Raw genomic sequence first — 22,979 nt, 5'->3', positions numbered from 1 at the left:
TCTGCGGAGAACGCGTCGGCTGCGGCTGCGCTGCGGGCCTGGCTGCGAGATGCGGGTATGGCTGCGCGGGCGTACGTCGGGGGGGGGGGGTGGATGCCGTCCCCCCCCCTCGCTTCTGCAATAGGCGTTTGGGCGCGTCCTAAGGTTTCGCAACGGCCGGGGCGGCCGGGCGCCTCGCACGGTGCATATGCGGTAAGATGGGCAGGATCGCACGACGATAGCCGGAAGGGGGCGACGGGCTGCCATGGACGATGGGAACCGTGCCGAGGACGAGGCCGCGCGCGCCGCTGCAGCGGGCGCGGACAATGGGGCCCGCCCGTCTCCGGACGCCCTCATGCGGTTCTCCGAAGCCGTGCGCGGTTGGTTCCTCGACGCGTTTCCGGCTGGCCCCACGCCCGTGCAGGAGCAGGCTTGGGAGGCGGTGGAGGGCGGCGAGAACGCGCTCGTCATCGCGCCCACCGGGTCGGGCAAGACGCTGGCAGCGTTCCTGTTCGCGCTCGACGCGCTCATGCGCGAGAAGGCACGCCCCGCTGCCACGAAGCCGCCGCGGGGCGTGCGCGTGCTGTACGTGTCGCCGCTCAAGGCGCTCGGGGCGGATGTGGAGCGCAACCTGCAGGCGCCGCTCGCGGGCATCGCGCGGCGGCTCGCCGACGAAGGTGCCCCCGCGCCGGCCGTGCGCACGGGCATGCGCACCGGCGACACCACGCCCGACCAGCGCCGGGCCATCCAGCGCAACCCGCCGGACATCCTCATCACCACGCCCGAGTCGCTTTACCTCATGCTCACGTCCAAGGCGCGCGAGGTGCTGCGCGGCGTGGAGACCGTCATCGTGGACGAGGTGCACGCGCTCGCCGGCAACAAGCGCGGCGCGCACCTGGCGCTTAGCTTGGAGCGGTTGGACGACCTGCTGGAACGCCCGGCGCAGCGCATCGGACTCTCGGCCACGGTTCGCCCACGCGAGGAGGTGGCGCGCTTCCTGGGCGGGCCGCACCCCGTGCGCGTGATCGCTGCCGAGGGGCGGCCCGACCTGGACGTGCGCGTGGTGGTGCCCGTGCGCGACATGACGGCCATCCCGGCCTTCCCCGGCGCCGACGCCGGCGGGCTGCGCGCCGGCCGGGGCGGCGGGCCGCGCCGCGCGCCGGCCGAGGAGGCGTGGAAGTCCGACCGGGCGCTGCGCTCGCTCATGGCCGGCGACAAGCCCCGGGGAGCCACGCCCGACAGCCGTGCGGGCACGTCGTCCATCTGGCCGCTCATCGAGGCGTCCATCCTTGACGAGGTGCTGGCGCACCGCACCACCATCGTGTTCGTGAACTCGCGCGGGCTGTGCGAGAAGCTCACCGCGCGGCTGAACGAGCTGTACGCGAAGCGCGAGGGCCTCATGGCGCCCGGCGGCCAGGCGGACGGCGGGCCGTCGTCGCACCTGCGCTCGGACCTGGGGTCCACGAGCGAGCTGGCGCAGGGCGCGCCCGAGATCATCGCGAAGGCCCACCACGGCTCGGTGTCGAAGGAGAAGCGCCTGCAGGTGGAGCGCGAGCTGAAGGCCGGGGAGCTGCCCTGCGTGGTGGCCACGTCCTCGCTCGAGCTGGGCATTGACATGGGGTCGATCGACCTCGTGCTGCAGGTGGCCGCCCCGCCGTCGGTGGCGAGCGGCCTGCAGCGCATCGGGCGCGCGAACCACCAGGTGGGCGGCCGGTCGACGGGCTCCGTCTATCCGCGCACGCGCACGGAGGTCATCGACGCGGCCGTGGTGGCCGAGGGCATGCGCGCCGGCGCCATCGAGGCCACCGCGCTCGTGCGCAACCCGCTGGACGTGCTGGCGCAGCAGACGGTGGCCGCCGTTGCCATGGGAGGCGCCACCGCCGATGGCTGGTACGCCACGGTGCGCCGGGCGGCGCCGTTCTCGGAGCTGCCGCGCCGCGCGTTCGACGGGGTGCTGGACATGCTGTCCGGGCGCTATGCCTCGGCCGACCTGGCCGAGTTCGCGCCGCGCATCGTGTGGGACCGCGAGAGCGGGGAGCTCTCGCCGCGGCCCGCCGCCCAGCGGCTGGCCGTGACGGCGGCGGGCACGATCCCCGACCGCGGCATGTTCTCGGTGGTGCTGCCCGAGGGCGACGGCAACGAGGGCCGTCGCCGCGTGGGCGAGCTGGACGAGGAGATGGTGTACGAGTCGCGCGTGGGCGACATCATCGCGCTGGGCACCAGCTCGTGGCGCATCAGCGAGATCACGCGCGACCGCGTCATTGTGGAACCCGCGCCGGGCCGCTCTGCGCGTTTGCCGTTCTGGCACGGCGAGGGCGTGGGCCGCCCCGCCGAGACCGGGCGTGCGCGCGGGGCGTTTTTGCGCGCCGTGGCCGCCGGCCTGGACGAGGGGGTCGGGGGCGGGGAACTTGGGGACGGAGCCGCCGCCGGCGCGGACAAGGCGCTCGCAGGGGCGGCGGGTGCGGCTGCAGCCGGCGCGGACCTGCTCGCCGATGCGGCTTCGCGCCTCGACCCCGCCTTGCGCGAGCGGCTGACGGCTGCAGGCCTCGACGAGGACGCGCAGAACAACCTGGCCGCGCTCGTGCGCGCACAGCGCGAGGCCACCGGCGTCGTGCCGGACGATAAGACGCTCGTGGTGGAGCGTTGCGAGGACGAGACGGGCGACTGGCGCGTCATGCTGCATTCGCCCTACGGCCGGCAGGTGCACGAGCCGTGGGCCATGGCGGTGCAGGATCGCGTGGAGCGCACGCTCGGCTTCGATCCGCAGGCCATGGCCGCCGACGACGGCATCCTGCTGCGCGTGCCCATGACCGAGACGCGCCTGCCGGGGGCGGAGCTGTTCGCGTTCGACCCCGACGAGCTCGTGCGCATCGTGCGCGACCGGGTGGACAAGACGGCGCTCTTCGCCGCGCGGTTCCGCGAGTGCGCGGCGCGCGCCCTGCTCATGTCGCCCACGCAGCCGGGCAAGCGCGCCCCCTTGTGGCAGCAGCGCCTCAAGGCGGGCCAGTTGCTGGAGGCGGCACGCGGCGAGCGCGACTTCCCGATACTGCTGGAGACGGCGCGCGAGTGCCTGCAGGACGTGTACGACCTGGATGCGCTCCACGAGCTCATGGAGGGGCTTGCGGCGGGCACCGTGCGCATGGCGGAGGCGCAGACGAGCATCCCGTCGCCCTTCGCCGGCCCGCTCCTGTTCGGCTACGTGGGCGAGCACCTGTACCAGGGCGATTTGCCGCACGCGGAGCGCCAGGCGTCGCTGCTGTCGCTGGACCCGGCGCTCTTGGGCGAGCTCTTGGGCTCGGCCGACCTGGGCGAGCTGCTGGACCCGCAGGTGGTGGCCCAGGTAGAGGCGCAGCTGCAGCGCCTGGCGCCCGACCGGCGCGCCCGCGGCGCGGAGGGCGCGGCCGACCTGCTGCGCGTGCTGGGCCCGCTCACGGCGGAAGAGGCGGCCGCGCGGCTGGAGGCGCCGGGGGGATCGCCTGGACCCGGGCAAGAAGACGAGTGCGATGCCGATGCTTCCGGCCGCGTCGCCGGGCGGGAGCGCCCATGGGACGCCGCGGCCGAAGGCTCAAACGCCTCGCCAGCTGAAACCTGCGAAGGCGCGGCAGCCGCTCCCACGCCTTCGCGTTCTGCCACCCCTGCCGAGGCCCGCACCCTGCTGGAGGAGCTGCGCGACGCGAAGCGCGCCTTCCCGGCCATGATCGGCGGCGTGGAGCGCTGGGCGGCCGTGGAGGATGCGGGGCGCCTGCACGAGGCGCTGGGGACGGAGGCGCCCGCGTGGGTTCCCGCAGCGTTCCTCGAGGTGCCGGACGCGGGCGACGGCCCGGGACCGCTGGACGGCCTCGTCGCGCGCTACGCCCGCACGCACGGTCCCTTCGGGGAGGCGGAGGTGGCGGCACGCCTCGGCATCGGGCCTTCGGTGGCGCGCGAGAGCCTGCGCCGCCTAGTTGCGGCCGGCAAGGTCGTGCAGGGCCGGTTCGGCTGCGCGGACGGGCCGGGGCCTGCGGGCGTCGGGGCCGTGGCTGCGATCACGGAGGCCGAGCGCACTTGGGTGTCGGCGGAGGTGTTCCGCCGCCTGCGCTCGCGCTCGCTCGCGAAGGCGCGCGCCGCCGTGCGCGCGGTGCCTGCGAGCGCCTATGCGCGCTACGTGCTGGATCTGCAGGGAGCGGGCACGAGCGGGGGAGCGCTCGAGGGGACGGAAGGGGTAGCTCAGGTCATCTCCCAGTTCGAGGGCGTGTTCCTGCCGGCCGCGGCTTGGGAGGGCCACGTGTTCCCCAGCCGGGTGCGCGACTACCGGCCTTCGATGCTCGACGAGCTCGTCGCCGCAGGCGAGGTGGTGTGGGCGGGGGGACGCCGCGAGGACGGCGCCCCGCCGGCGGACGGGGGCCCGCGGGCGCGCAAGGCGGGGAAGGCTGCCGCGGCGCCTGCGCTCGTGGCCTTCTACCCCACGGATTCGCCGCTCGCGCCCGTGCAGGCCGATGCGGCGTTGGCCGGAGCGGAGGACGTTGAGCCGGCCGTGCGCCCGTCGGTGGAGGAGGCCGTCGTGGAGGCGCTCGCCAGCGGCTACGGGCTGTTCTTCCGCCAGATAGCCGATGCGGTGCGGCGCCGGATGGAGCCCGAGCGCGTCGACGAGGCGTCCATCGCCGCGGCGCTGCAGGAGCTGGTGTGGAGCGGGCGCGCCACGAACGACACGTTCGCGCCGGTGCGCGCGGCCGAGGCGGCGGCCTCGGGCACGCGTCCGCGCCCCGCGCCGAAGCGCCGCGCGAGTAGCCGGCGCTCGCGCTACCGCGGCGCTGCGGCCGGCGGGCTGCGGACCGAGGCCGCGGAGCGCGCCTCCGTGGCGGGTGTCGGCTCCGCAGACGCGGCGCTCTCGGGCCGTTGGTCGCTGCTCGCGCCGTCGCCGGAGAACGACACCGTGCGCGCCGTGGCGCTGGTGGAGTCGATCCTCGACCGTTACGGCGTGCTCGCGCGCGACGTGGCCCTGCTCTCCGGCGTACCCGGCGGCCTGGGCGCCCTCATGCCGGTGCTGCGGTCGATGGGGGATGCCGGCGACCTTCTGCGCGGCATGTTCGTGAAGGGCCTCGGCCCGGCGCAGTTCGCCGCCCGCGAGACGGTGGACCTGCTGCGCACCTATGCGGCCGAAGGCGATGCGCGGGACGGCCGCTCCGGTGCCGGAGGATGCGTGGTGCTGGCGGCCGACGACCCTGCGTGCCTGTTCGGGGCCGGCCTGCCGTGGCCGCCCCTCTCGGGCGGCGATGCTCCTGCATCTGAAGCCCCTGCTAGCGGCGATGCTACCGCGCCTACGGCTCCTTCCGGCGCCGCTTCCTCTGCCTCGCCTGACGGCATGCCCTCGGTTGCGCGCCCCGCGCGCCGGCCGGGGAGCCTCGTGGCCATGCGCGACGGCGTGCCGGTGCTGTATGCGGCGGCGGGCCTGCGCTCCGTGCTGGCCTTTACCGCAGACGGGGAGGCGCTCGACGAGGCTGCCCGCGCACTCGTCGCCCACATGGCGCGCGAGGCGCGCCGCGGCGGGGCGGAGGGCGCCCGCAAGAAGGTCGTGGTGGAGACGTTCAACGGCCGGCCCGTGCTGGACACGCCGTTCGCCGACGTCCTCCAGCGGGCGGGCCTCGTCCGCCTGCCCGACGGCATGCGGCTCTACGTGGACCCGTTTTAGGCACCGTCGGGGGGGCGGCTTGCTGGGGCGGCGCCTACAGCCCCAGCACGCAGTGGGAAATGATGTTGTCGAGCCGATGGATATCGAGGCCCTTCTTCAGGTTGACCTTGATGTGGCCCGCACGTGTCCAGAACTCCATCTCGGTGTTGAGGTCGAGGTGCCCGGCCGTCTCCGACGACCACATGTCCACGGACTTCCACGGCAGCGAGTAGATTTCCACCTTCTTGCCCGTCATACCCTGGGCGTCGCGCACGATCAAGCGCTTCGTGGTGAAGATGGCCGAATCCCGCAGCGTCTTGTACGCGGCGATGGGCTGCTCGCCCTGCACGAGCACGTTCGCCACATCCTGGGGGATAGGGCATTCCGACACGAGCGTCCATTCGAGCAAGCTTGCTTCCATGTGCTTTCCTTTCCCTAGGTTGCGATTCTACGCGGGCCGAGCAGTACCCCTCCCGCCTTTCGCATGATACCAGTCGCGCGCCTTTGCCAGCTGAGGACAAGCGAAAGCGGTGCATGTTCTGTGGCGTGCTGATAACGATTGGATGGAGTGCGCGAGGGTTCCACAGGCGTGCGGTATGTTCGGATGGGGTGAGGGCCCCGGAACGGACGCGAGGCGAACAGGAGGTTGCGGCATGGCGCGAGATGCGGGCGGCGGGAAGGCGAAGAGGGGCAGGCTGTTCGACGACCTGTCGGTGGCGCAGGTCGTAGCCGGTGCGCTGGCGGCCGTCACCTCCATGCTGCTGGCCTCGCAAATAGGCATCTACGGCTCCGTGATCGGCGTGGGCGTGGGCTCCGTCGTGTCGGCGGTGGCATCGCAGCTGTACAAGAAGTTCTTCACCGCGTCGGCCGAGAAGCTGCGCGAGCTGAAGCCGGGCGAGACCGGCTACGTGCCTCCCGCAAAGGGCGCCTCGGACGATGCGGGGGCGGAAGGGCCGGACCCGTCGGGGTGGACCGCCGCCCGGCATGCTGCCGGATCGGCGGGGAGGACGGCAACCCTCCCGCAGTCGGAGAAGACGGCGCGCCTCTTGCCGCAGGACTCCATCGAGTCGCGCGAGGCGGCGCGGCGCTCGCGCACGCCGCGCGCCGACGATGCCGGCCTGCGCGGCGACCCCACGGTGCAGCGGGCGCGCGAGCGCCGCGAACACAGGAAGAAGCTGCAGCGACGTGTGGTGGCGGTGTCCATCGCGTCCGCTATCGTGGCCGTCGCGCTGTCCGCCCTCGTCATCGACCTCGTCACCACCGGGCAGGGCGTGGGCGCGAAGACGCAGCCCCTCATCCCCTCGTCATCGCAGGCCCAGAAGTCGGACTCCTCGGGAAGCGGGGATGCTTCGGATGAGCCGGCGGACAAGGAAGAGTCATCGGGCTCGAACGATTCCTCCACGACCGACCCTTCGAAGGACACGGCGCCGAACGGGTCCTCGAGCTCGTCGGGCGACAACTCGTCGTCGGGCGGAGACCAAGGGCTGTCGGGCGGTTCGGGATCTTCGGGCTCGTCGGGTTCCTCGGGTCCCTCGGGCGACTCGTCGGGCTCGTCGGGCTCGTCGGACGGCTCCGGCAGCGGCAGCACGGGGGACAGCAGCGGATCGGGCGGCAGCGGGCAGTCCGGCAGCGGCTCGCACGATTCCGCCTCGCAGCCGAATTCGGGCGGCTCGCCCTCCAGCTCGACCCAAAGCTCGGCGACCCAAAGCTCGGGCAGCGCCGCGGTTGCCGTGACCCGGTGAGCGGCGGGAGCGAGGGCGCCCTGCGCGAGAGATCGCTGCGGGGGCGCCCCTGCTCGGGTGCGCCCGCTGCCTAAAGGTACTTCTCGCGCAGGTACGCCAGGCACTCGTCGTTGCCGTTGACGAGCCGTTCGCCGTCCCACAGGTAGGGGATGAGGTCGGCGTTGCCGCCCAGCTCGAGGAGCTCCTGGTAGGGTGCCTCCTGCTCCACGTCGCGCTTGTCGAGCTCTATGCCGTGCTCTTCGGCGAAATGGGTCAGGACGGAGCAGGTGGGGCACGGGGCCCAGTAATACAGAATCGGCTTCTCCATGGTAGCGTTTCCTCTCTCATCTCGTTCGGCTACGCCGCGGTATCGCATCCCCCAGGAGAGCCCGCGGCACGGCTATAATACTCCCATGGGCACCCTGACGGCCAACATATCCGACGTCGCGCTCGTCATCGAGGGCGGCGGCATGCGCGCCAGCTACACGGCGGGCGCCATGGTCACGCTGCTGGAGCGCCAGCTGCACTTCGGGCGCGTGTACGGCATCTCCGCCGGCTCGAGCCACGCGGTGAACTACGTGTCGCGCGACATCGCACGCACGAAGGCGTCGTTCGTCGATCTCGTGCGCGACCCGCGCTTCGGCGGTGTTGGCAGCTTCCTGCGCGGGCATGGCTACTTCAACGCGCCGTATCTGTACGAGGGCGTTGCCGAGGAGCTGGCGGGAACGGACGCCGTGATGGCGTTCGACTTCGACACGTTCGCAGCCAGCGACGCCGACGTGCACATCGAGGGCTTCGACTGGGACACCGGCGAGACGGTGGCCTGGACGAAGGCCGACTGCCCCACGCTTCGCGACATGATGCTGCGGGTACGGGCCAGCTCCACCATGCCCCTGTTCATGCCGCCTACGGTAATCGATGGGCGCACGTTCATGGACGGCGGCCTGGGCGAGAGCCGGGGCATCCTGCTGGACGCGGCGCGCCGCGACGGGTTCGAACGGTTCTTTATCATCCGCTCGCAGCCGCGCGGCTATCGCAAGAAGCCGCCGCGGCCGGCCGCGGCGGCGCTGTTCCGCACCGCCTTCCGGGCCCATCCGCAGGTGGCCGAGCGCACCATCGAGCGCTGGCGGCCCTACAACGCCCTCTGCGACGAGGTAGACCGCCTGGAGCGCGAGGGCGCCGCCTGCGTGTTCCACCCCGACGAGATGCCGGTATCGAACCGGGAGACGGATCACGCGAAGCTGTCCCGCTCCTACGACCAAGGCTACGCCCAGGCCCAACGCGAGGCCGACGCCTGGGAAGCGTGGCTGCAGCGCGGCTGAGGCGCTGCGGGAAAGGAGGAGGCGGAGCGGTGCAGCTGGGCATCACCATACCGTTGCAGCGGCATCTGCGGCTTGCGCGGCCGCCTTACGGCGAGCCGGAGGAGCCGCTCTTCTGCTGGGAGGCGCACCGTGTGGCGCTCGGCGGGGCCGACGTGCTGCTGCTGGCGAACGCGTGCAACCGGTTCGCGGCCTTCGCGTGCATGCAGCCGGGGGATTGGCGCGATTGGGAGGCCGTCGCGCTCGCAGCGTTGCGCGCCTCGCTTGCCGCCTCGGGGTTCGACGAGGACGCGATCGGGGCGTACCGGTTCCTCGCCGGCGCGGCCGAGGTCACGCGCACGCACGGCCGGCGTTCCGTCGCGTTCATGAACGTGCTGGTGGACAAGCTGCTGGCGCTCCCGCTCGCGCTCGACGCGGCGGCCGATCCGTTTCCGGCGGAGCTGTGCCGCCTGGCGAACGAGCGAATGCCCTGTAAGGCGGCCGGCTTCGAGGGCCTCGGCCTGCCCGTCGAGCGCTTCGTCGCCGACCTTGCGCGCTTGGGGATAGGCGCGCAGACGTAATCCGCGGAGGCATCTTCGCTATAAAACTCGCGCCTCGGTGGCTGAATCGTGTTTTTGAGGCGAAGATGGGCTCTCGGCGGCTTTTCGGACGGTCGGCCACCCTGCGGTGCTACCATGGTCGCCGACAGAAAGGAAGCGCATGACGGCAACCGGCGACACCGCCACCTCGAAACTCGAACTGATCATGGGGCGCGACGGTCTGGCGCGGCTCGCGGATTCCACCGTCATGGTGCTCGGCGTGGGCGGCGTGGGCTCGAACTGCGTGGAAGCGCTTGCGCGCGGCGGCGTGGGCCGGCTGGTCGTGGTCGACCACGACGTGGTGCAGGCCAGCAACATCAACCGGCAGGCCATCGCGTTCCACAGCACCATCGGGCACAAGAAGGTGGACGTGGCGCGCGCGATGGTGGCCGACATCAACCCTGCGGCGCAGGTGGAGGCGATCGACGAGTTCCTGCTGGCCGAGAACGTGCCGGCGTTCATCGCCGCGCATGCCGGCGGCGTGGACTACGTGGTGGACGCCATCGACACGATATCGGCGAAGCTCGCCATCGCGCAGTACGCCGACGAGCGCGGGCTTCGCCTGATCAGCAGCATGGGCGCGGCGAACAAGCTGCGCCCCGAGTGCTTCCGCGTGGCGGACGTGTACGACACGGTGAACTGCCCGCTCTGCCGCATCATGCGCAAGGAGGGGCGCAAGCGCGGCATCCGGAGCCTGCGCGTGCTGTACTCGTGCGAGCAGCCGGTGGACGTGCCCGTGCGCGAGGGCGCCGCGCGCCGCGAGCGGTCGAACCTCGGCACGGCGTCGTACGTGCCGCCCATCATGGGCCAGATGATCGCCGGCGAGGTGATCTGCACGCTGGCTGGGATTGGGCGCGCATGAGGTATCGCCTGTTCGATATGCACTGCCACCTGGACTTCGACGCCGATCCGCGCGCGCTTGCGGACGGGTTGGCGGCATGCGGGACGGGCGCGCTCTCGATGACGGTGACGCCTGCGGGCTTCGACCGGGCCGCGCGGCTGCTCGCGCCGTGCCCCAACGTGCGCGTGGGGGCGGGGCTGCATCCCTGGTGGGTGGAAGAAGGGCCGGCGGGCGAGGCGGCCGCCGAGCGCGCCGCCGCGAACGCAGGCGCGTCGCGCTACGTGGGCGAGGTGGGACTCGACTTCAGCCCCAAGCACGTGGCGACGCGCGGGGCGCAGGTGGCGGCGTTCGACCGTATCGCCGCAGCCTGCGCGGCGGAAGGCGGCAAGGTGCTCTCGATCCACGCCGTGCGCTCGGCGGGAACCGTGCTCGACGTCCTCGAGCGCCACGGCGTCCTCGACGGCGGCGCCTGCCTCTTCCACTGGTTCTCCGGCACGTCCGACGAGCTGCAGCGTGCCGCGAAGCTCGGCTGCTTCTTCTCCGTGGGCCCGCACATGCTGGCCTCGAAGCGCGGCCGCGCCTACGCGCAGGCCATCCCGCGAGACCGCTTGCTGCTGGAAACCGACGAGCCGCCCGAGGCCGGCCCGGCCGTGCCGGCGGGGGAGTTCGCCCGCCGGCTGGAAGGCGCCCTCGACGAGATCGCCCGCCTGCGCCGCGAGGATCCCGAAACCCTTGCGGAGCGCATTGCGCACTCGAGCCGCGACCTGCTCGGTCTCTAGCCGTCGTGTTCGACTCCGCTATTGCCCGGCGCCTGCTCCTCGATGATCGAGGTACCAGCCGAGCAATCTCCATTGAGCCAACGCCATGTTTCGCGAAGCCGCAGGCGGCCGTCGGGCAGCTTCTGCGGAATGCTGTTGCATTCGCCTGCCCGCAGCTCTCCTGCGGTATTCAGGTGATGATAGAGGAAATGCAAGCGACCATCTTCATCCGTCGTGCCCACAAGGTGGCCGCGCACTATATCGCCGCCCGCATAATCGGCCCATACGCTGAAGCCGTTTTGGTGATAGGCGAATCGCGTCCGTTCGTCTACTTCGCCGTTCTCCGTGTTTTCGAGTGATACGAACACGCGGCCGTCGTAGTTCGGCATGGGCATGGCGCTCCTTCGCTGTCGCGTGGGTTTTCGCAATTCATCTTATCATCGGCACGAAGCGAACGCGCACTGAATCTGTGCCGTGCACGCAGGGCGGCGTGGGCTCCTGCGGGCTTACGCGGTGACCACGGGGGTGTGACGAATGCGTCCGTGAGTGCGTACCATCTTGCAGGCGCTTCTATAGTGGCTCAAAAAGAGCTTGCGAAAAGGAGGAGCCATGGAGCTCGGGTCGCTGCCGGAGTGGTTCACGGCGTGCGCAGAGGTGCTGGCCGTGTGCACGGCGCTGTTCCTGCCGCAGTACCGGGCGTACCGCGACCGAAAGGAGAGCCTTGCGCGCATGCGGCGCGTGACGAAGGGCATGCTGGCCGCCCTCGTGGACGAGCGGCAGGCCCGCCCCTCGGCCGACCCCGCGCAGCTGGAAAGCGCCCAAGAACTCGAGCTGTACCTGCGCGTGTCGTTCTTCGTGCTGAGCGAGGCGCGCGAGATAGCGCTGCGCGGCCAGGTGGAGCGCCTGTACCGCCGCCTCGTGGGCCCGGCGCCCGACCTCGCCGCGCTCCGCCGCGAGGTCGCGGCGCTGTGAGGCGCGCAGGCACTGTTCCGGCGACGGGAAGAAGGGAGGGCGGCCCGATGGAGAGCACGGTGCGCGACGTTGCCCTCATCTTCGAGGGCGGCGGGATGCGGAACTCGTACTCGGCCGGGGCGCTTGCGGTCATGTTGGAGAACGGGCTGTTCTTCGACGACGTGTACGGGCTCTCCGCGGGGGCGACGAACACGATCGACTACCTGTCGCGCGACGTGCGGCGGGCGGAGGCGTCGTTCACCGCATCGCTCGACGACCTGTCGCTGCGCTGGTGGATAGCGCCGTTCGCGGGCGCGGACGGCGTGCGCGCGGCCCTGCACGGCCATGCGCTCGCACGTCCCGGGTACGCGCTTCCGTTCGACTTCGCAGCCTTCCAGGCGAACCCGGCGCGCGCCACGCTGCAGGCCATCGACCGCGACAGCGGCGCCACGGCTTACTTCACGCGCCGGGACTTCCCCGACGAGCGGGCGCTCATGGAGCGCGTGCGCGCCTCCACGAGCTACCCTGTCATCCTGCCTCCCACCTGGATAGGCGGACGGGCGCTGTACGATGGCGGCATCGGCGACGGCGCCGGCATCATGCTTCCGCGCGCGGAAGCCGACGGGTTGCGGCGCTTCTTCGTCGTGTGCACGCGCCCTCGCGGTTTCCGGCGCCGGACGCGCCCCCAGCGCCTCTACGACGTGTTCTTCTGGCGGCGTCCCGCCATGCGCGCGGCTCTGGACACCTGGGCGCGTCGTTACAACGCCGAGCTCGACCGCCTCGCACGTCTGGAGGCGGAGGGCCGCGCCTACGTGTTCTACGCGAACGACCAGGGCGTGGCCAACACCGAGCGCGACCGGGCGAGGCTCCAGGCGAACTTCCGGCGCGGCCGCGCGCAGGCGCAGGCGGAGCTGCCCGCCTGGGAGCGCTTCCTCGGGCGGTAGCGCGCACGCGCCACGCTCGCGTTCGGCATGCAGATGAGCGGATCATGGCCTGCCTTCCTCGGAGGCTGGCTGCTCACGCTGGCCGTGCTGGCAGCGGTGGTCGTGGCGTGCACGGCGGTGGCGGTTCGGTTCTTCCGGTGGGAATAGGGCAAAAACGGTCGAGCGCCCGCGCGTGCGTCCGGTAGAGTGGACGGGTGCAGGCGTCGGGTGGTGGAAAGCGAACGGCGGAGAGGGGCGTGCGGCGTGAACGAGCAGGTGCAGGCAGTGCAGCGGATGCAGGACTACCTTGAGGAGCACGTGGAGGACGAGGTGACCCTTGAGGACCTCGCTGCCGTGTCGTTGTTCTCGCCGTGGCATTCCTACCGGCTGTTCCGTCGGCTCACGGGCATGACCCCCGCCGACTACCAGCGCCGGATGCGCCTCACGCATTCGGCCGCGCGGCTGCGCGAGGAGGGCCGGCGCGTGGCCGACGTGGCCTTCGAGTCGGGGTTCGGCAGCGTGGACGGCTACCAGCGGGCGTTTCGCCGCGAGTTCGGCTGCAACCCCGGCGCCTACGCGGCCGACCCGGTCCCCATAGGCCTGTTCGTGCCTTACGGCGTGAAGTTCGACGAGCTGCGCCGCGCCCACGTGCCCGCCCCTGCGAACGCGGCGAGAAACGTGCTGGTGCAGACGATCGAGAAGCCGGCGCGCCGCGTGGTGCTGAAGCGCGGCGTGTCGGCGCACGACTACTTCTCGTACGGCGAGGAGGTGGGATGCCAGGTGTGGGGCCTTGTCACCAGCATGGAGCAGCTGGGCGGCGAGCCGGTGAGCCTGTGGCTGCCGCCGCGCTTCCGCCCCGCCGGCACGTCGGTGTACGTGCAGGGCGCGGAGATGCCCGCCGGCTTCGAGGGACCCGTGCCCAACGGCTTCGACGTGGTCGACCTGCCCGCCGCCACGTACCTCTCGTTCCAGGGCGAGCCCTTCCGCGAGGAGGACTTCGTGGACGCCATGGAGTCCGTGCAGCGCGCCATGGACCGCTACGACCCGGCCGTCATCGGCTATGCCTGGGACGACGACCACCCCCGCGTGCAGTACGAGCCCGATCCCGCGGCCGGCTACCGTGAGATGCGCGCCGTGAGGCCGCTCGCAACGGGGGAGCGGCCCGCTTGCGCCGCCCCTACCGGCCCTGCCCCTGCTCCCAGCGCTTGAGGTGGGGAAGCAGCGCGCCCATGAACGACACGGCCTCGTCGCGCGATATGCGGCAGGCGGCGGCCATGTGGGGGGCGGCCTCCTCGATGAGCTCCTCCATGGTCTCGTCGCGGACGAACGCGCCGTCCTCGTAGCACATCGAGCAGAAGTCGCGCGAACGGCCGCCGCCTGCCTCGCTGCCGTGGTCGGCCTCCTGGTAGAACGGCATGCCGCAGCTTTGGCAGTAGTCTCCGTCGGGCATCTCCAGCAGCTCCATGAGCGGCATGTCGAACGTGGCGGCGATGAGCTTGCACATGTCCACGCCCGGCTCGGTCTCGCCGGTCTCCCAGCGCGAGACGGCTTGGCGGGTGACGTAGAGCCTGCGCGCCACGTCCTCCTGCGTGAGGTTGCGCTCGCGGCGCATGCGGGCAAGCGTCTCTCCAACACTCATGCGGCATCCTTTCATCGGGGCAGGCGGCCTTCCCGCCGTGCACCCATTGAACCATGCGCCGCGCCACGCGTAAAGCAACGAATCATTGCGCGTGGGGAAGGGCTTCCGACCGAGCGTGGCGGCCGCGGAGCGCGCCAGCTTCTCGAGTGTTGCGAAACTCGGTATCGCTGCTCCTTCGTTTCACGCGTTCGTGTGAAATATGCTCGCATTACTACAAATTCATGCGAACGCGTGAATCAAGGAAGGCTGTTGAAGCGTCACGGCGAAAGCGATCCGTCCGTCCGCCGTTACCCGCCCGGGGCGCCTTACTCCGGGGCGGCCACCCCGGAGTCGAAGGCGAGCAGGCGGCGGTAGCGCTCGCTCGTGCGCTCGAGCTCGGCAGGCGAGCCCTCCATCTCTATGCGGCCGTCCTCCACAAACACGACGCGGTCCATGGCGGACACGCCCTGCAGGTGGTGGGTGACCATGATGAGCGTCCTGCCCTCCGCGTTCTCGATGAACGTCTTCAGCAGCGCGCGCTCAGTGGCGGGGTCGAGGCCCACGGTGGGCTCGTCCAGCAGTATGACGGGCGTGTCCTGCAAGAGCACGCGGGCGAGCGCGATGCGGTGGCGCTCGCCGCCCGAGAAGCGCATCCCGGCTTCGTCCACCATGGTGTCGAGCCCCTCGGGCAGACGCTCTACCAGGTTGGACAGACCCACGTGCGCCAGCACCTCCCGGATCTCGTCGTCGGTGGCGGCGGGGTTGCCGATGCGCAGGTTCTCGCGCAGCGTCATGTTGAAGAGGTACGTCTGCTGCTGGATCACGCCGATGCAGCGCGCCACGCCGTCGCCGAAGCTGCTGGTGGGCACGCCGTTCAGCGTCACGCTGCCGGATGCAGGCGCCAGATCGCCGCGGATGAGGGAGGCGAGCGTGCTCTTGCCCGAGCCGCTGCGCCCCAGGATGGCGACCTTCTGGCCTTGCGGGATGGTCAAGCTCACGCCGTCGAGCACGGCGCGCGCGGAGCCGGGGTAGCGAAACGCCACGTCCTCCACGGCCAGGGTGAGGGGCGCCTCCACCGTTGGCGCGGGGCCCTCTTCCGGCGCGGGCTGGGGCAGCTCGTTCAGCCGGCGGATGGAGTCGCGGTAGACGCCCGTCTCGGCCGCGGCCGCGGGAAGGGGCGCGAAGGCGTCGATGAGCGGGAAGAACCCGAGCACGAACGCGGCGATCCAGTTCGCCGCCTCGCCTGGTTGGCCGCCGAAGTAGCCGCCGGCCCACACGAGGAGCAGGGCCGCCGCAATGCCGAACACGACCGTGGACGCGAGGTCGCGCCGCCGCGCGAAGCGGTTCAGCCGCGCCTCGATGTCGTGCCGGGCCTGCTCGGCGGCCTGGTAGCGCGACAGGTACTCGTCGCCGCGTCGCGCGAAGATCCAGTCCGAGGCGCCCAGCACGTTGTCGGTGAGCTCGCCGTACAGCTCGTTCTTCAGCGTCTTGCGGCGCTCGATGCGCGCCCGGTTAGCGAGTGCGGACACGAGCGGCACCAGGAACACCTCCACGCCCAAAACGAGCGCGAGCGCCAGCGCGAACCACGCGTCGAAGAACCCGAGCACCGCCACGCCCAGCGCGTACACGAGCCAGGCCACCACGGTGGGGAACACGGCGCGCAAGTACAGGTTCTGCAAGTGCCCGATGTCTTCGGCCAGAAGCCCCAGGATATCGCCCGTGCGGTGGCTGTGGCGGAAGAACACGGCGTCGTGCTCCAGCGCTTCGTAGAGCTTGAGGCGCAGGCCGCTCGTCATGCGCAGCACCCAGTCGTGGCTGGTGAGACGCTCGAGGTACTGCAGGATGGGCTTGCCGATGCCGAAGATGCGCACGAAGAGCGTGGGCAGGTGGATCATGAGGATGCTGCCCGGCAGGGCCGCCGCCGCGCTGATGAGGTAGCCGGACGTCACCATGAGCCCGCTCGCGAACCCGAACGTGGCCACGCCTAGGAACAGCGCCAGCGCGAGCGCCTTCCAGTACCGCTTGAAGAAGGGCGAGACCCAACGGTCGGCCTCGCGGGGGCTTCGGCGGTTGGCCCGGTGTCCGCCGGCCTGCGTCGCAGGGACCGCTTCCCGCCGCCCGCCGTCGTTGCGGCTCATAGCGCACCCCCTTCCAGCTGGGCGGCAAGGCGTGCGAACGCGCCGCCGCCGGCGCGCAGCTCCTCCGGCGCACCTTGCTCGGCCACGCGCCCGCCCTCCATGACCACCACGAGGTCCATGTCGTCCACCCAATGCAGCCGATGCGTGGCGAAGAACACCAGGCGCCCCTCCATGAGCGGCAGCATGCGCTCCTTCAGCTCCATCTCCGTCTCGATGTCCAGGTGCGCCGTGGGCTCGTCGAACAGCAGGATGCGCCGCGAGCGGTCGAGGAACGCCCGCGCGAGAGCGATGCGCTGCGCCTGCCCGCCCGAGAGCGGCCGCGCCCCCTCGCCGATGCGCGTGTCCAGCCCGCGGGGCAGCTCGTCCACGAGCCCCTCGAGCCCCACCACCTCCACGGCGCGCGCCACCTCGTCGTCGGTCGCGTCAGGGCAGTAGAACACGAGGTTCTCGCGCAGCGTGGCGTGGAAGAGGTAGGGGTCCTGCGGGATGTAGGCCACCTGGCTCTGCCAGGCCGCCTGGCGCAGGCTTCCCGCCCGCACGCCGTCCACGTCGATCTCGCCCTCGTCGGGCGAGGCGAAGCCGCCGAGCAGGCTCACGAGCGTGCTCTTGCCCGAGCCGCTTGCGCCCACGATGCCCACCTTCTGGAACCCCTCGGCCGCAAGCGTCACGCCCTCGAGCGCCTTGAACCCCGGGTACGAGAAGCCCACGCCCTCGAGCCCGAGGAGCGCATTGGCGTGCCAGGCGGGCAGCGGCAGCTCCGCGGGCGGCTCGTCGGGCGCGTCCACGAGCGCCTGGATGGACGCGAGCGCGTTCTTGCCGTCGAGCGAGGCGTGGTAGTCGGCCGCGAACTCGCGGATGGGGCGGAAGTACTCGGGCGCTATCACGAGCAGCGCGAGCGCCGGGAACAGCGTGACCGAGCCGTCGATCAGGCGGAATCCCAGCATGAACGCCACGGCCGCCACCGAGAGCGTCGCGAACGTGTCCAGCACCAGGCTCGAGAGGTTCGCCACCTTGAGCGTGCGCATGGTGGCCTCGCGGAAGCGCTCGGACACCTCGTAGATGCTCTTCCCGTAGCGCTTGGACACGCCGAACAGCTTGAGCGTGTCGATGCCGCGCAACGTGTCGATGAAGTGGTTCGACATGATCTCGAACGTGCGGTGCTGCCGCGACGCCTTCTCCTTGGCCGTGTGGCCCATGATGACCATGTACAGGATGATGAACGGGAACGCCACGAACATGATGAGCCCCGACACCCAGTCGAGTGCGAACGAGGCCGCCAGCAGAATGGCGGGAATGAGGGCTATGCCCGTGACCTTGGGCAGGATGAGCTTGAAGTACGCTTCCACCTGGTCGGCGCCCTCGAGCACGGCGGCGGCCACGCTGCCGGTGCCGTGGTCCTGCACGAGCCGGGCGTTCGTGGTGAATATCTTCTCGAGCAGTGAGCGGCGCAGCGCGTTCGCCTGCTCGTAGGCGTAGGCGTCGAGCAGGCCGGACTGCACGCAGAGCACGCCCTGCCGCCCGATGAAGCACGCGAGGAACACGGCCACGAGCAGGGCCTGGTCGACCACCGCGCCGCCCAGCCACAGGTTCGTGATGGCCGTGGACAGCGACCACGCCTGACCCAGCACCGCGAGCGCCTGCAGCGCCGCGGACGCCGCGAGCGGCCCGAGGATGCGTCCCACCCCCGGAAGCGCGAAGATGGCCTTGTCGATCATGGCTCGCTTCCCTTGCGATCCGGGGCCCGCGGCGGCTCCGCGCCGCTGCCCTGCCGTTAAATGGTACTACTATGGTAACATAAAGGGAGGGGGCGTGCCAGCCGATCTGCGTGGGCGCGCCTGCGGGCCCCGGGGCCCGTTGACGGCGCTGCGACCTTCGGAGCGGGCGTCGCGGCGGTCCGCTCCGTGCCGGCCGACGGTCGGCACGCCCCCTCCGGGCGCGCCCTCCTGCATGGGATGCATGCCGCGCGGCCGCCGCCCTGCCGCCCGGGGCGCGTGCCGCGCGGCTGCCGCCCTGCTGCACGGGCGCCGCCTTGCCGCACAGGCGCCGGGCGGCACCTCCCTTAGCGCCAGTCTTCCTCGTCCGCGGACTCCCATCCCAGAAGCGCGTCGCCTATCAGGCGGAACGTGAAGGGGAGCGGCTTTGCCAGCGCGCCCTCGTCGATGAGCACCGCGATGCCCTCCAGCTCGTCGAGCAGGTCGAAGAACGACACCTCCTCGAGCGACGGCATGCCGGCGGCTATCTCGTCCGCCGAGATGGTCATGATCGCGAGGACGATGTCCAGGTAGCCGTCCAGCTGGTCGTTGCTGGCGCGCAGCGCCTCCACGTCGTCCTTGCCGAAGAACGACTCCTCCACGCAGTACCAGCCGATGACGCCCTCGTCGTCGGCCTCCTCGTCGTCCAGAAGGTCGCTCGGCACGATGCCGTTCGGCGCGAGGTCGTCCACGGAGAAGCACGCCGAGGCCAGCAGCTCGGGCGTCACAAGGGGCTCCTCGCTGTCGTCCAGATCGCTCATCACGTACACCACGCGCGCGACCAGCCCGTTCTCCATCACGTTGAGCGACACCCCGAAATGGTACCCCGGCATCGCCTGGCGCGTGCCCCAGTACAATTCGCCGCTGTGCTCGATAAGGGTCTTGACGGTAGCGGCCATGCGGCCTCCTTCGCATCGGATGGATCGGTTGGGAAGAGTATAGGGCAAACGGGGCCCGGGCGATGCGCTAGAATGGGCGGAAACGCCGAATACGGAAGGAAGCGCTCATGGACGTTGTCGAGACGAAGGAGGCCCCCGCGGCCATCGGGCCCTATTCCCAGGGGGTCGTGGCGGGAGGGCTGCTGTTCGCCTCGGGGCAGATCTCGCTCGACCCGACCACGGGCGAGCTCGTGGGCGACACGGCTGCCGAGCAGGCCGAGCAGGTCATGCGCAACGTGGGCGCGCTGCTCGCGGCCGCCGGCACCGATTTCGAACACGTGGCGAAGGCCACGTGCTTCCTCGCCGATCTGGGCGACTTCGCGGCGGTGAACGAGGTGTACGCCCGCTCGTTCGGCGCTCATTTGCCCGCGCGCTCGGCGGTGCAGGTGGCGGGCCTGCCGAAGGGCGCGCTCGTGGAGGTGGAAGTGGTGGCCGAGGTGCCGGGCGCGTAGCCGGCGGCCGCGCATGATGCCGGCGCGGGCAAAGCCTCGCGCGCTTGACGTCGCACGTGGTGGGAGAAGGGGCGGCTTGGCTGCCGCCGCTTCCCGGCGCGCGCATCCGGGCGACGAAACGACCGGGCGCGACGTGGCGGAACCGGGCCGGCTCGGGTATGCTGTAAGCCGCATCCGGCGGACGTGCGGGAGGCGTTCGGGAAACGTTCGAGAAGAGGGGTTGTACCTATGTATGTGACCTGCCTTGACCTGGAGGGCGTGCTCGTGCCCGAGATATGGATCGCGTTCGCCGAGGCGAGCGGCATCCCCGAGCTCAAGCGCACGACGCGCGACGAGCCCGACTACGACAAGCTCATGGCCTTCCGCCTGGACACGCTCGCAGAGCACGGCCTGGGCCTTCCCGAGATCCAGCGCACCATCGCCGCCATCGACCCGCTGCCGGGCGCGAGGGAGTTCTTGGACGAGCTGCGCTCGCAGATGCAGGTCATCATCATCAGCGACACGTTCACCCAGTTCGCGAGCCCGCTCATGGAGAAGCTGGGGTGGCCGACCATCTTCTGCAACGAGCTGGACATGACCGCCGACGGCCGGATCGCCGGCATCCGCATGCGCTGCCCCGAGTCCAAGCTCACCACGGTGCGCGCGCTGCAGTCATGCGGCTTCGACACCATCGCCGCCGGCGACAGCTTCAACGACCTGGGGATGATCCGTGCGAGCAAGGCCGGCTTCCTGTTCCGCAGCACCGATGCCATCAAGGCGGACAACCCCGACCTGCCGGCCTTCGAGGAGTTCGGCGACCTGCTGGCCGCCATCAAGCAGGCCGCCGCATAGGGGGAGGGCGTCCCGTGCCGATCATCCATCTCGACGGGTTGGACGACCCGCGGCTCGCGGTGTACTCGGGCATGACCGACTCCCAGCTGCGCGACTGCCCCGACAGCGCAAACGGCCTGTTCATCGGCGAATCGCGCAAGGTGATCGAGCGCGCGCTGGCCGCCGGCGTGCGGATGCGCTCGCTGTTCATGGAGGAGAAGTGGCTCGACCAGACCATGCCGGTCGTCGAGCGCGCGCTCGCGGCCGACCCGGATATGCCCGTGTTCGTGGCCACGCGCGAGCAGTTCCACGCGCTCACCGGCTACGAGGTGACGCGCGGCGCGCTCGCGGCGTTCGAGCGTCCCGCGCTGCCGAGCGTGGAGGAGCTGTTGGCAGGCGCGCGCCGCGTGGCCGTGCTCGAGGACGTGGTGAACTACACGAACATCGGGGCCGTCTTTCGCTCGGCGGCGGCGCTCGGCATCGACGCGGTGCTGGTCACGCCGTCATGCCACGACCCGTTGTACCGCCGCGCCGCGCGCGTGTCGATGGGGACGGTGTTCCAGGTGCCGTGGACACGCATCGGCAGCGTGCGCGACTGGGCGGCCGAGGGCGTGCCGCTGCTGCGCTCGCTCGGCTTCGTGACGGCCGCGTTCGCGCTGTCCGACGACGCCATCCATCTGCACGATGCGCGTCTGCGCGACTGCGAGCGCCTGGCGCTGGTTCTCGGCACCGAGGGCGACGGCCTGGCCGCGTCCACCATCGCCGCCTGCGACTACACCGTGAAGATACCCATGGACCACGACGTGGACTCCCTCAACGTGGCCGCCGCCAGCGCCGTTGCGTTTTGGGAGCTGAGGACGAAGTGGCGATGAGCGGCCCGTCTGGGCGGAGCGCCCCGGGCGCGGAGTCGAAGGAGTCCGTGCGACGACAGCCGTGATATTCCCTGCTGTTGCTTTGCGCCATCCGAACGAATGCATTCCGCTCGCCCAGGCCGTCGCCTCCCTTGCTGCAAATTCGCCGAATTCGGCGGTTTGAGCCCTGTCTGAAGCCGATCTCGGAAGGTCGCCTGTGAGAAACGCCTGTTCACGGTAATTAGCCTTCAGGCTGGCTCGTTCGATATCGCCGAATTAGGTGAATTTGTAGCAAGACGACGTCTTTCATGTTGGCTATGGGCTTGTGCGGCGGTAGCGTCGCCTCAATCCAACGAGCATGCCTCGCTTGTGCGGGAAGGCGACGCTGTTCTAGTCCAGATTCAAGTCCAGCCCGCCGATGATCCCCTGCAGCGTTTTCGCGGACGCATGCAGCCTCGCCAGCTCGTCGTCGGAGAGCGGGCAGGGCACCTGGTACTCGATGCCGTCTTTGCCCACCACGGCGGGCATCGACAGCACCACGTCGTGCAGGCCGTGTACGCCGTGCTGGAAGTTCGACACGGGCAGGATGGGCTTCTCGTCGCGCACGATGGCCTCGCAGATGCGCTTCACCGACATGGCGATGCCGTAGTAGGTGGCCCTCTTCTTCGCGATGATCTCGTAGGCGCTGTTCTTCACGTCCTCGGCGATGCGCTGCATGGACTCGTCGTGGTCGAAATGGCCGCGCAGCTCGCAGAAGTCGTTCACGGGGATGCCGGAGACGTTCGCCGTGCTCCAGGCCGCGATCTCGCTGTCGCCGTGCTCGCCGATGATGCGCGCGTGCACGTTGCGCGGGTCCACGCCGAGGTGCTCGCCGAGGATGTACTTGAAGCGCGCGGTGTCCAGCACGGTGCCCGAGCCGATCACGCGGTTCTCCGGCATGCCCGAGAGCTTCAGCGCCACGTGCGTGAGGATGTCAACCGGGTTCGACACTACCAGCAGGATGCCCTGGTAGTCGCGTCGGGCGATCTCGGGGATGATGGACTTGAAGATGCGCACGTTCTTGTGCACGAGGTCGAGGCGCGTCTCGCCGGGCTGCTGGTTCGCGCCGGCAGTGACGATGATGATGGCCGCGTCCGCCGCGTCGTCGTAGTCGCCCGCGTAGATGTTCATGGGTCCGGCGAAGGGCATGCCGTGCGCGATGTCGAGCGCCTCGCCCTCGGCTCGGTCGCGGTCGACGTCGATGAGCACCATCTCGGTGAACAGCTCGCTCTGCATGAGCGCGAACGCCGTGGCGGATCCCACGAACCCGCATCCGACGATGGCGACTTTTCGGTTGTTGGCGGCTTTGGCCATGTGAAGCCTTTCCCTAGTGTAGCGGTAGCGTATGAGCTCGAACCTACTGCAACGACGTGCCGGCGTCAAGGCCTCAAGGGTTTCGCCAAGGTTTCCCCGTTTGACAAAGCGCTGCGGGCGGGGGTATGATGCCAGCCAGTTTGAACCAAACCGTTGAGGTGGAAGTCAAAGCAGCTGTGCACGCACAGAGAGCCCGGGGTGCTGGGAACCGGGTCGGACGCAGGTTGCCAAATGGGCCACGGAGGGCGCGGTGAACGGTGGCGGGGCATCCCGGCCGCCCAGTATCATGCGACGTGGGGGCATACGTCAGTTGCCGGAGATATGAGGGTATCTCGCAAAGCGCACGGCAGG

At 70.5% G+C, this 22,979-nt stretch carries 20 protein-coding genes; 12 read left to right on the top strand and 8 right to left on the bottom strand.

The features are described 5' to 3' along the window. Window positions 1-244: 244 nt before the first annotated feature. Window positions 245-5,647, top strand: coding sequence for a DEAD/DEAH box helicase (locus K9U15_RS10680; protein ID WP_301156074.1), 5,403 nt, complete (start codon window positions 245-247; stop codon window positions 5,645-5,647). A gap of 34 nt (window positions 5,648-5,681) precedes the next feature. On the opposite strand, the gene K9U15_RS10675 is transcribed toward K9U15_RS10680, so the two are convergent. Then, window positions 5,682-6,047 carry a PH domain-containing protein gene (locus K9U15_RS10675; RefSeq protein ID WP_096227068.1) on the bottom strand — a complete coding sequence of 122 codons (366 nt, stop codon included), beginning with the start codon at window positions 6,045-6,047 and terminating at the stop codon, window positions 5,682-5,684. Between the two features lie 232 nt (window positions 6,048-6,279). On the opposite strand from K9U15_RS10675, the gene K9U15_RS10670 reads away from it, so the two are divergent. Then, window positions 6,280-7,368, top strand: coding sequence for a hypothetical protein (locus K9U15_RS10670; protein ID WP_301156073.1), 1,089 nt, complete (start codon window positions 6,280-6,282; stop codon window positions 7,366-7,368). 70 nt (window positions 7,369-7,438) lie between these two features. Here the strand turns inward: K9U15_RS10670 and K9U15_RS10665 are convergent, their stop codons facing one another. Further along, a complete protein-coding gene (locus K9U15_RS10665) occupies window positions 7,439-7,675 on the bottom strand; it encodes a glutathione S-transferase N-terminal domain-containing protein (protein WP_087190298.1) in 237 nt (78 codons plus the stop codon). An 85-nt stretch (window positions 7,676-7,760) separates the two neighbouring features. Here K9U15_RS10665 and K9U15_RS10660 point away from each other — a divergent pair, with 85 nt between their 5' ends. The 4 genes from K9U15_RS10660 to K9U15_RS10645 all read left to right on the top strand — a co-directional run bounded on the left by K9U15_RS10660 (window position 7,761) and on the right by K9U15_RS10645 (window position 10,864). Continuing rightward, the gene (locus tag K9U15_RS10660; protein ID WP_096227066.1) at window positions 7,761-8,669 is read left to right on the top strand and encodes a patatin family protein; all 909 of its coding nucleotides are present in this window, start codon (window positions 7,761-7,763) and stop codon (window positions 8,667-8,669) included. Between the two features lie 29 nt (window positions 8,670-8,698). After that, window positions 8,699-9,226 carry a hypothetical protein gene (locus tag K9U15_RS10655; RefSeq protein WP_096227065.1) on the top strand — a complete coding sequence of 176 codons (528 nt, stop codon included), beginning with the start codon at window positions 8,699-8,701 and terminating at the stop codon, window positions 9,224-9,226. A 139-nt stretch (window positions 9,227-9,365) separates the two neighbouring features. After that, window positions 9,366-10,106 (top strand): ThiF family adenylyltransferase, encoded by a 741-nt coding sequence (locus K9U15_RS10650; RefSeq protein WP_096227064.1) that lies wholly within the window; start codon window positions 9,366-9,368, stop codon window positions 10,104-10,106. Then, window positions 10,103-10,864 (top strand): TatD family hydrolase, encoded by a 762-nt coding sequence (locus K9U15_RS10645; protein ID WP_301156072.1) that lies wholly within the window; start codon window positions 10,103-10,105, stop codon window positions 10,862-10,864. The genes K9U15_RS10650 and K9U15_RS10645 overlap by 4 nt, the downstream gene beginning before the upstream one ends. Here the strand turns inward: K9U15_RS10645 and K9U15_RS10640 are convergent. Beyond that, complete coding sequence (locus tag K9U15_RS10640; protein WP_123674089.1) at window positions 10,861-11,232, bottom strand: n-acetylglutamate synthase; 372 nt, start codon at window positions 11,230-11,232, stop codon at window positions 10,861-10,863. The two genes, K9U15_RS10645 and K9U15_RS10640, sit on opposite strands and share 4 nt — an antisense overlap. A gap of 220 nt (window positions 11,233-11,452) precedes the next feature. On the opposite strand from K9U15_RS10640, the gene K9U15_RS10635 reads away from it, so the two are divergent. From K9U15_RS10635 to K9U15_RS10625, 3 genes are all read left to right on the top strand, one after another. Continuing rightward, window positions 11,453-11,815 (top strand): transcriptional regulator, encoded by a 363-nt coding sequence (locus K9U15_RS10635; protein ID WP_087190303.1) that lies wholly within the window; start codon window positions 11,453-11,455, stop codon window positions 11,813-11,815. A 47-nt stretch (window positions 11,816-11,862) separates the two neighbouring features. After that, window positions 11,863-12,738 carry a patatin-like phospholipase family protein gene (locus tag K9U15_RS10630; protein ID WP_096227062.1) on the top strand — a complete coding sequence of 292 codons (876 nt, stop codon included), beginning with the start codon at window positions 11,863-11,865 and terminating at the stop codon, window positions 12,736-12,738. Between the two features lie 243 nt (window positions 12,739-12,981). After that, window positions 12,982-13,926 carry a helix-turn-helix transcriptional regulator gene (locus tag K9U15_RS10625; RefSeq protein ID WP_172623277.1) on the top strand — a complete coding sequence of 315 codons (945 nt, stop codon included), beginning with the start codon at window positions 12,982-12,984 and terminating at the stop codon, window positions 13,924-13,926. Here the strand turns inward: K9U15_RS10625 and K9U15_RS10620 are convergent. From K9U15_RS10620 to K9U15_RS10605, 4 genes are all read right to left on the bottom strand, one after another. Then, a complete protein-coding gene (locus K9U15_RS10620) occupies window positions 13,895-14,356 on the bottom strand; it encodes a zinc ribbon domain-containing protein (protein WP_096227061.1) in 462 nt (153 codons plus the stop codon). The genes K9U15_RS10625 and K9U15_RS10620 overlap by 32 nt on opposite strands. Window positions 14,357-14,661: 305 nt before the next feature. Beyond that, window positions 14,662-16,473, bottom strand: a complete 1,812-nt coding sequence (gene cydC, locus K9U15_RS10615; RefSeq protein WP_301156070.1) for a thiol reductant ABC exporter subunit CydC — start codon at window positions 16,471-16,473, stop codon at window positions 14,662-14,664. Next, window positions 16,470-18,188, bottom strand: a complete 1,719-nt coding sequence (cydD, locus tag K9U15_RS10610; protein WP_301156069.1) for a thiol reductant ABC exporter subunit CydD — start codon at window positions 18,186-18,188, stop codon at window positions 16,470-16,472. The genes cydC and cydD overlap by 4 nt, the downstream gene beginning before the upstream one ends. A gap of 344 nt (window positions 18,189-18,532) precedes the next feature. Next, window positions 18,533-19,123 (bottom strand): hypothetical protein, encoded by a 591-nt coding sequence (locus tag K9U15_RS10605; RefSeq protein WP_227114876.1) that lies wholly within the window; start codon window positions 19,121-19,123, stop codon window positions 18,533-18,535. 107 nt (window positions 19,124-19,230) lie between these two features. On the opposite strand from K9U15_RS10605, the gene K9U15_RS10600 reads away from it, so the two are divergent. The 3 genes from K9U15_RS10600 (at window position 19,231) to K9U15_RS10590 (ending at window position 21,296) form a co-directional block, all read left to right on the top strand. Then, entirely contained in the window at window positions 19,231-19,614 is a 384-nt protein-coding gene (locus tag K9U15_RS10600) for a RidA family protein (RefSeq protein ID WP_301156068.1), read from the top strand. A gap of 228 nt (window positions 19,615-19,842) precedes the next feature. Continuing rightward, window positions 19,843-20,445: a bifunctional phosphoserine phosphatase/homoserine phosphotransferase ThrH gene (thrH, locus tag K9U15_RS10595; protein ID WP_096227056.1), complete on the top strand. Its 603-nt coding sequence runs from the start codon at window positions 19,843-19,845 to the stop codon at window positions 20,443-20,445. A 14-nt stretch (window positions 20,446-20,459) separates the two neighbouring features. Beyond that, window positions 20,460-21,296 (top strand): RNA methyltransferase, encoded by an 837-nt coding sequence (locus tag K9U15_RS10590; protein WP_123674082.1) that lies wholly within the window; start codon window positions 20,460-20,462, stop codon window positions 21,294-21,296. Between the two features lie 369 nt (window positions 21,297-21,665). Here the strand turns inward: K9U15_RS10590 and K9U15_RS10585 are convergent, their stop codons facing one another. Then, window positions 21,666-22,628, bottom strand: a complete 963-nt coding sequence (locus K9U15_RS10585; protein ID WP_123674081.1) for an L-lactate dehydrogenase — start codon at window positions 22,626-22,628, stop codon at window positions 21,666-21,668. Window positions 22,629-22,979 lie beyond the last annotated feature (351 nt).

Source organism: Gordonibacter sp. RACS_AR68, assembly GCF_030418485.1.
In the GTDB taxonomy this organism is placed as follows: domain Bacteria; phylum Actinomycetota; class Coriobacteriia; order Coriobacteriales; family Eggerthellaceae; genus Gordonibacter; species Gordonibacter urolithinfaciens.
Note: the sequence above shows the minus strand (reverse complement) of the source record. Positions and strands in the feature narration are given on the sequence as shown.

Excerpts from the sequence above, each read along its gene's own strand:
- K9U15_RS10680 (WP_301156074.1), top strand. The coding sequence starts at position 245 with ATGGACGATGGGAACCGTGCCGAGGACGAGGCCGCGCGCGCCGCTGCA.
- K9U15_RS10675 (WP_096227068.1), bottom strand. The coding sequence starts at position 6,047 with ATGGAAGCAAGCTTGCTCGAATGGACGCTCGTGTCGGAATGCCCTATC.
- K9U15_RS10670 (WP_301156073.1), top strand. The coding sequence starts at position 6,280 with ATGGCGCGAGATGCGGGCGGCGGGAAGGCGAAGAGGGGCAGGCTGTTC.
- K9U15_RS10665 (WP_087190298.1), bottom strand. The coding sequence starts at position 7,675 with ATGGAGAAGCCGATTCTGTATTACTGGGCCCCGTGCCCCACCTGCTCC.
- K9U15_RS10660 (WP_096227066.1), top strand. The coding sequence starts at position 7,761 with ATGGGCACCCTGACGGCCAACATATCCGACGTCGCGCTCGTCATCGAG.
- K9U15_RS10650 (WP_096227064.1), top strand. The coding sequence starts at position 9,366 with ATGACGGCAACCGGCGACACCGCCACCTCGAAACTCGAACTGATCATG.
- K9U15_RS10645 (WP_301156072.1), top strand. The coding sequence starts at position 10,103 with ATGAGGTATCGCCTGTTCGATATGCACTGCCACCTGGACTTCGACGCC.
- K9U15_RS10640 (WP_123674089.1), bottom strand. The coding sequence starts at position 11,232 with ATGCCGAACTACGACGGCCGCGTGTTCGTATCACTCGAAAACACGGAG.
- K9U15_RS10635 (WP_087190303.1), top strand. The coding sequence starts at position 11,453 with ATGGAGCTCGGGTCGCTGCCGGAGTGGTTCACGGCGTGCGCAGAGGTG.
- K9U15_RS10630 (WP_096227062.1), top strand. The coding sequence starts at position 11,863 with ATGGAGAGCACGGTGCGCGACGTTGCCCTCATCTTCGAGGGCGGCGGG.
- K9U15_RS10620 (WP_096227061.1), bottom strand. The coding sequence starts at position 14,356 with ATGAGTGTTGGAGAGACGCTTGCCCGCATGCGCCGCGAGCGCAACCTC.
- cydC (WP_301156070.1), bottom strand. The coding sequence starts at position 16,473 with ATGAGCCGCAACGACGGCGGGCGGCGGGAAGCGGTCCCTGCGACGCAG.
- cydD (WP_301156069.1), bottom strand. The coding sequence starts at position 18,188 with ATGATCGACAAGGCCATCTTCGCGCTTCCGGGGGTGGGACGCATCCTC.
- K9U15_RS10605 (WP_227114876.1), bottom strand. The coding sequence starts at position 19,123 with ATGGCCGCTACCGTCAAGACCCTTATCGAGCACAGCGGCGAATTGTAC.
- K9U15_RS10600 (WP_301156068.1), top strand. The coding sequence starts at position 19,231 with ATGGACGTTGTCGAGACGAAGGAGGCCCCCGCGGCCATCGGGCCCTAT.
- thrH (WP_096227056.1), top strand. The coding sequence starts at position 19,843 with ATGTATGTGACCTGCCTTGACCTGGAGGGCGTGCTCGTGCCCGAGATA.
- K9U15_RS10585 (WP_123674081.1), bottom strand. The coding sequence starts at position 22,628 with ATGGCCAAAGCCGCCAACAACCGAAAAGTCGCCATCGTCGGATGCGGG.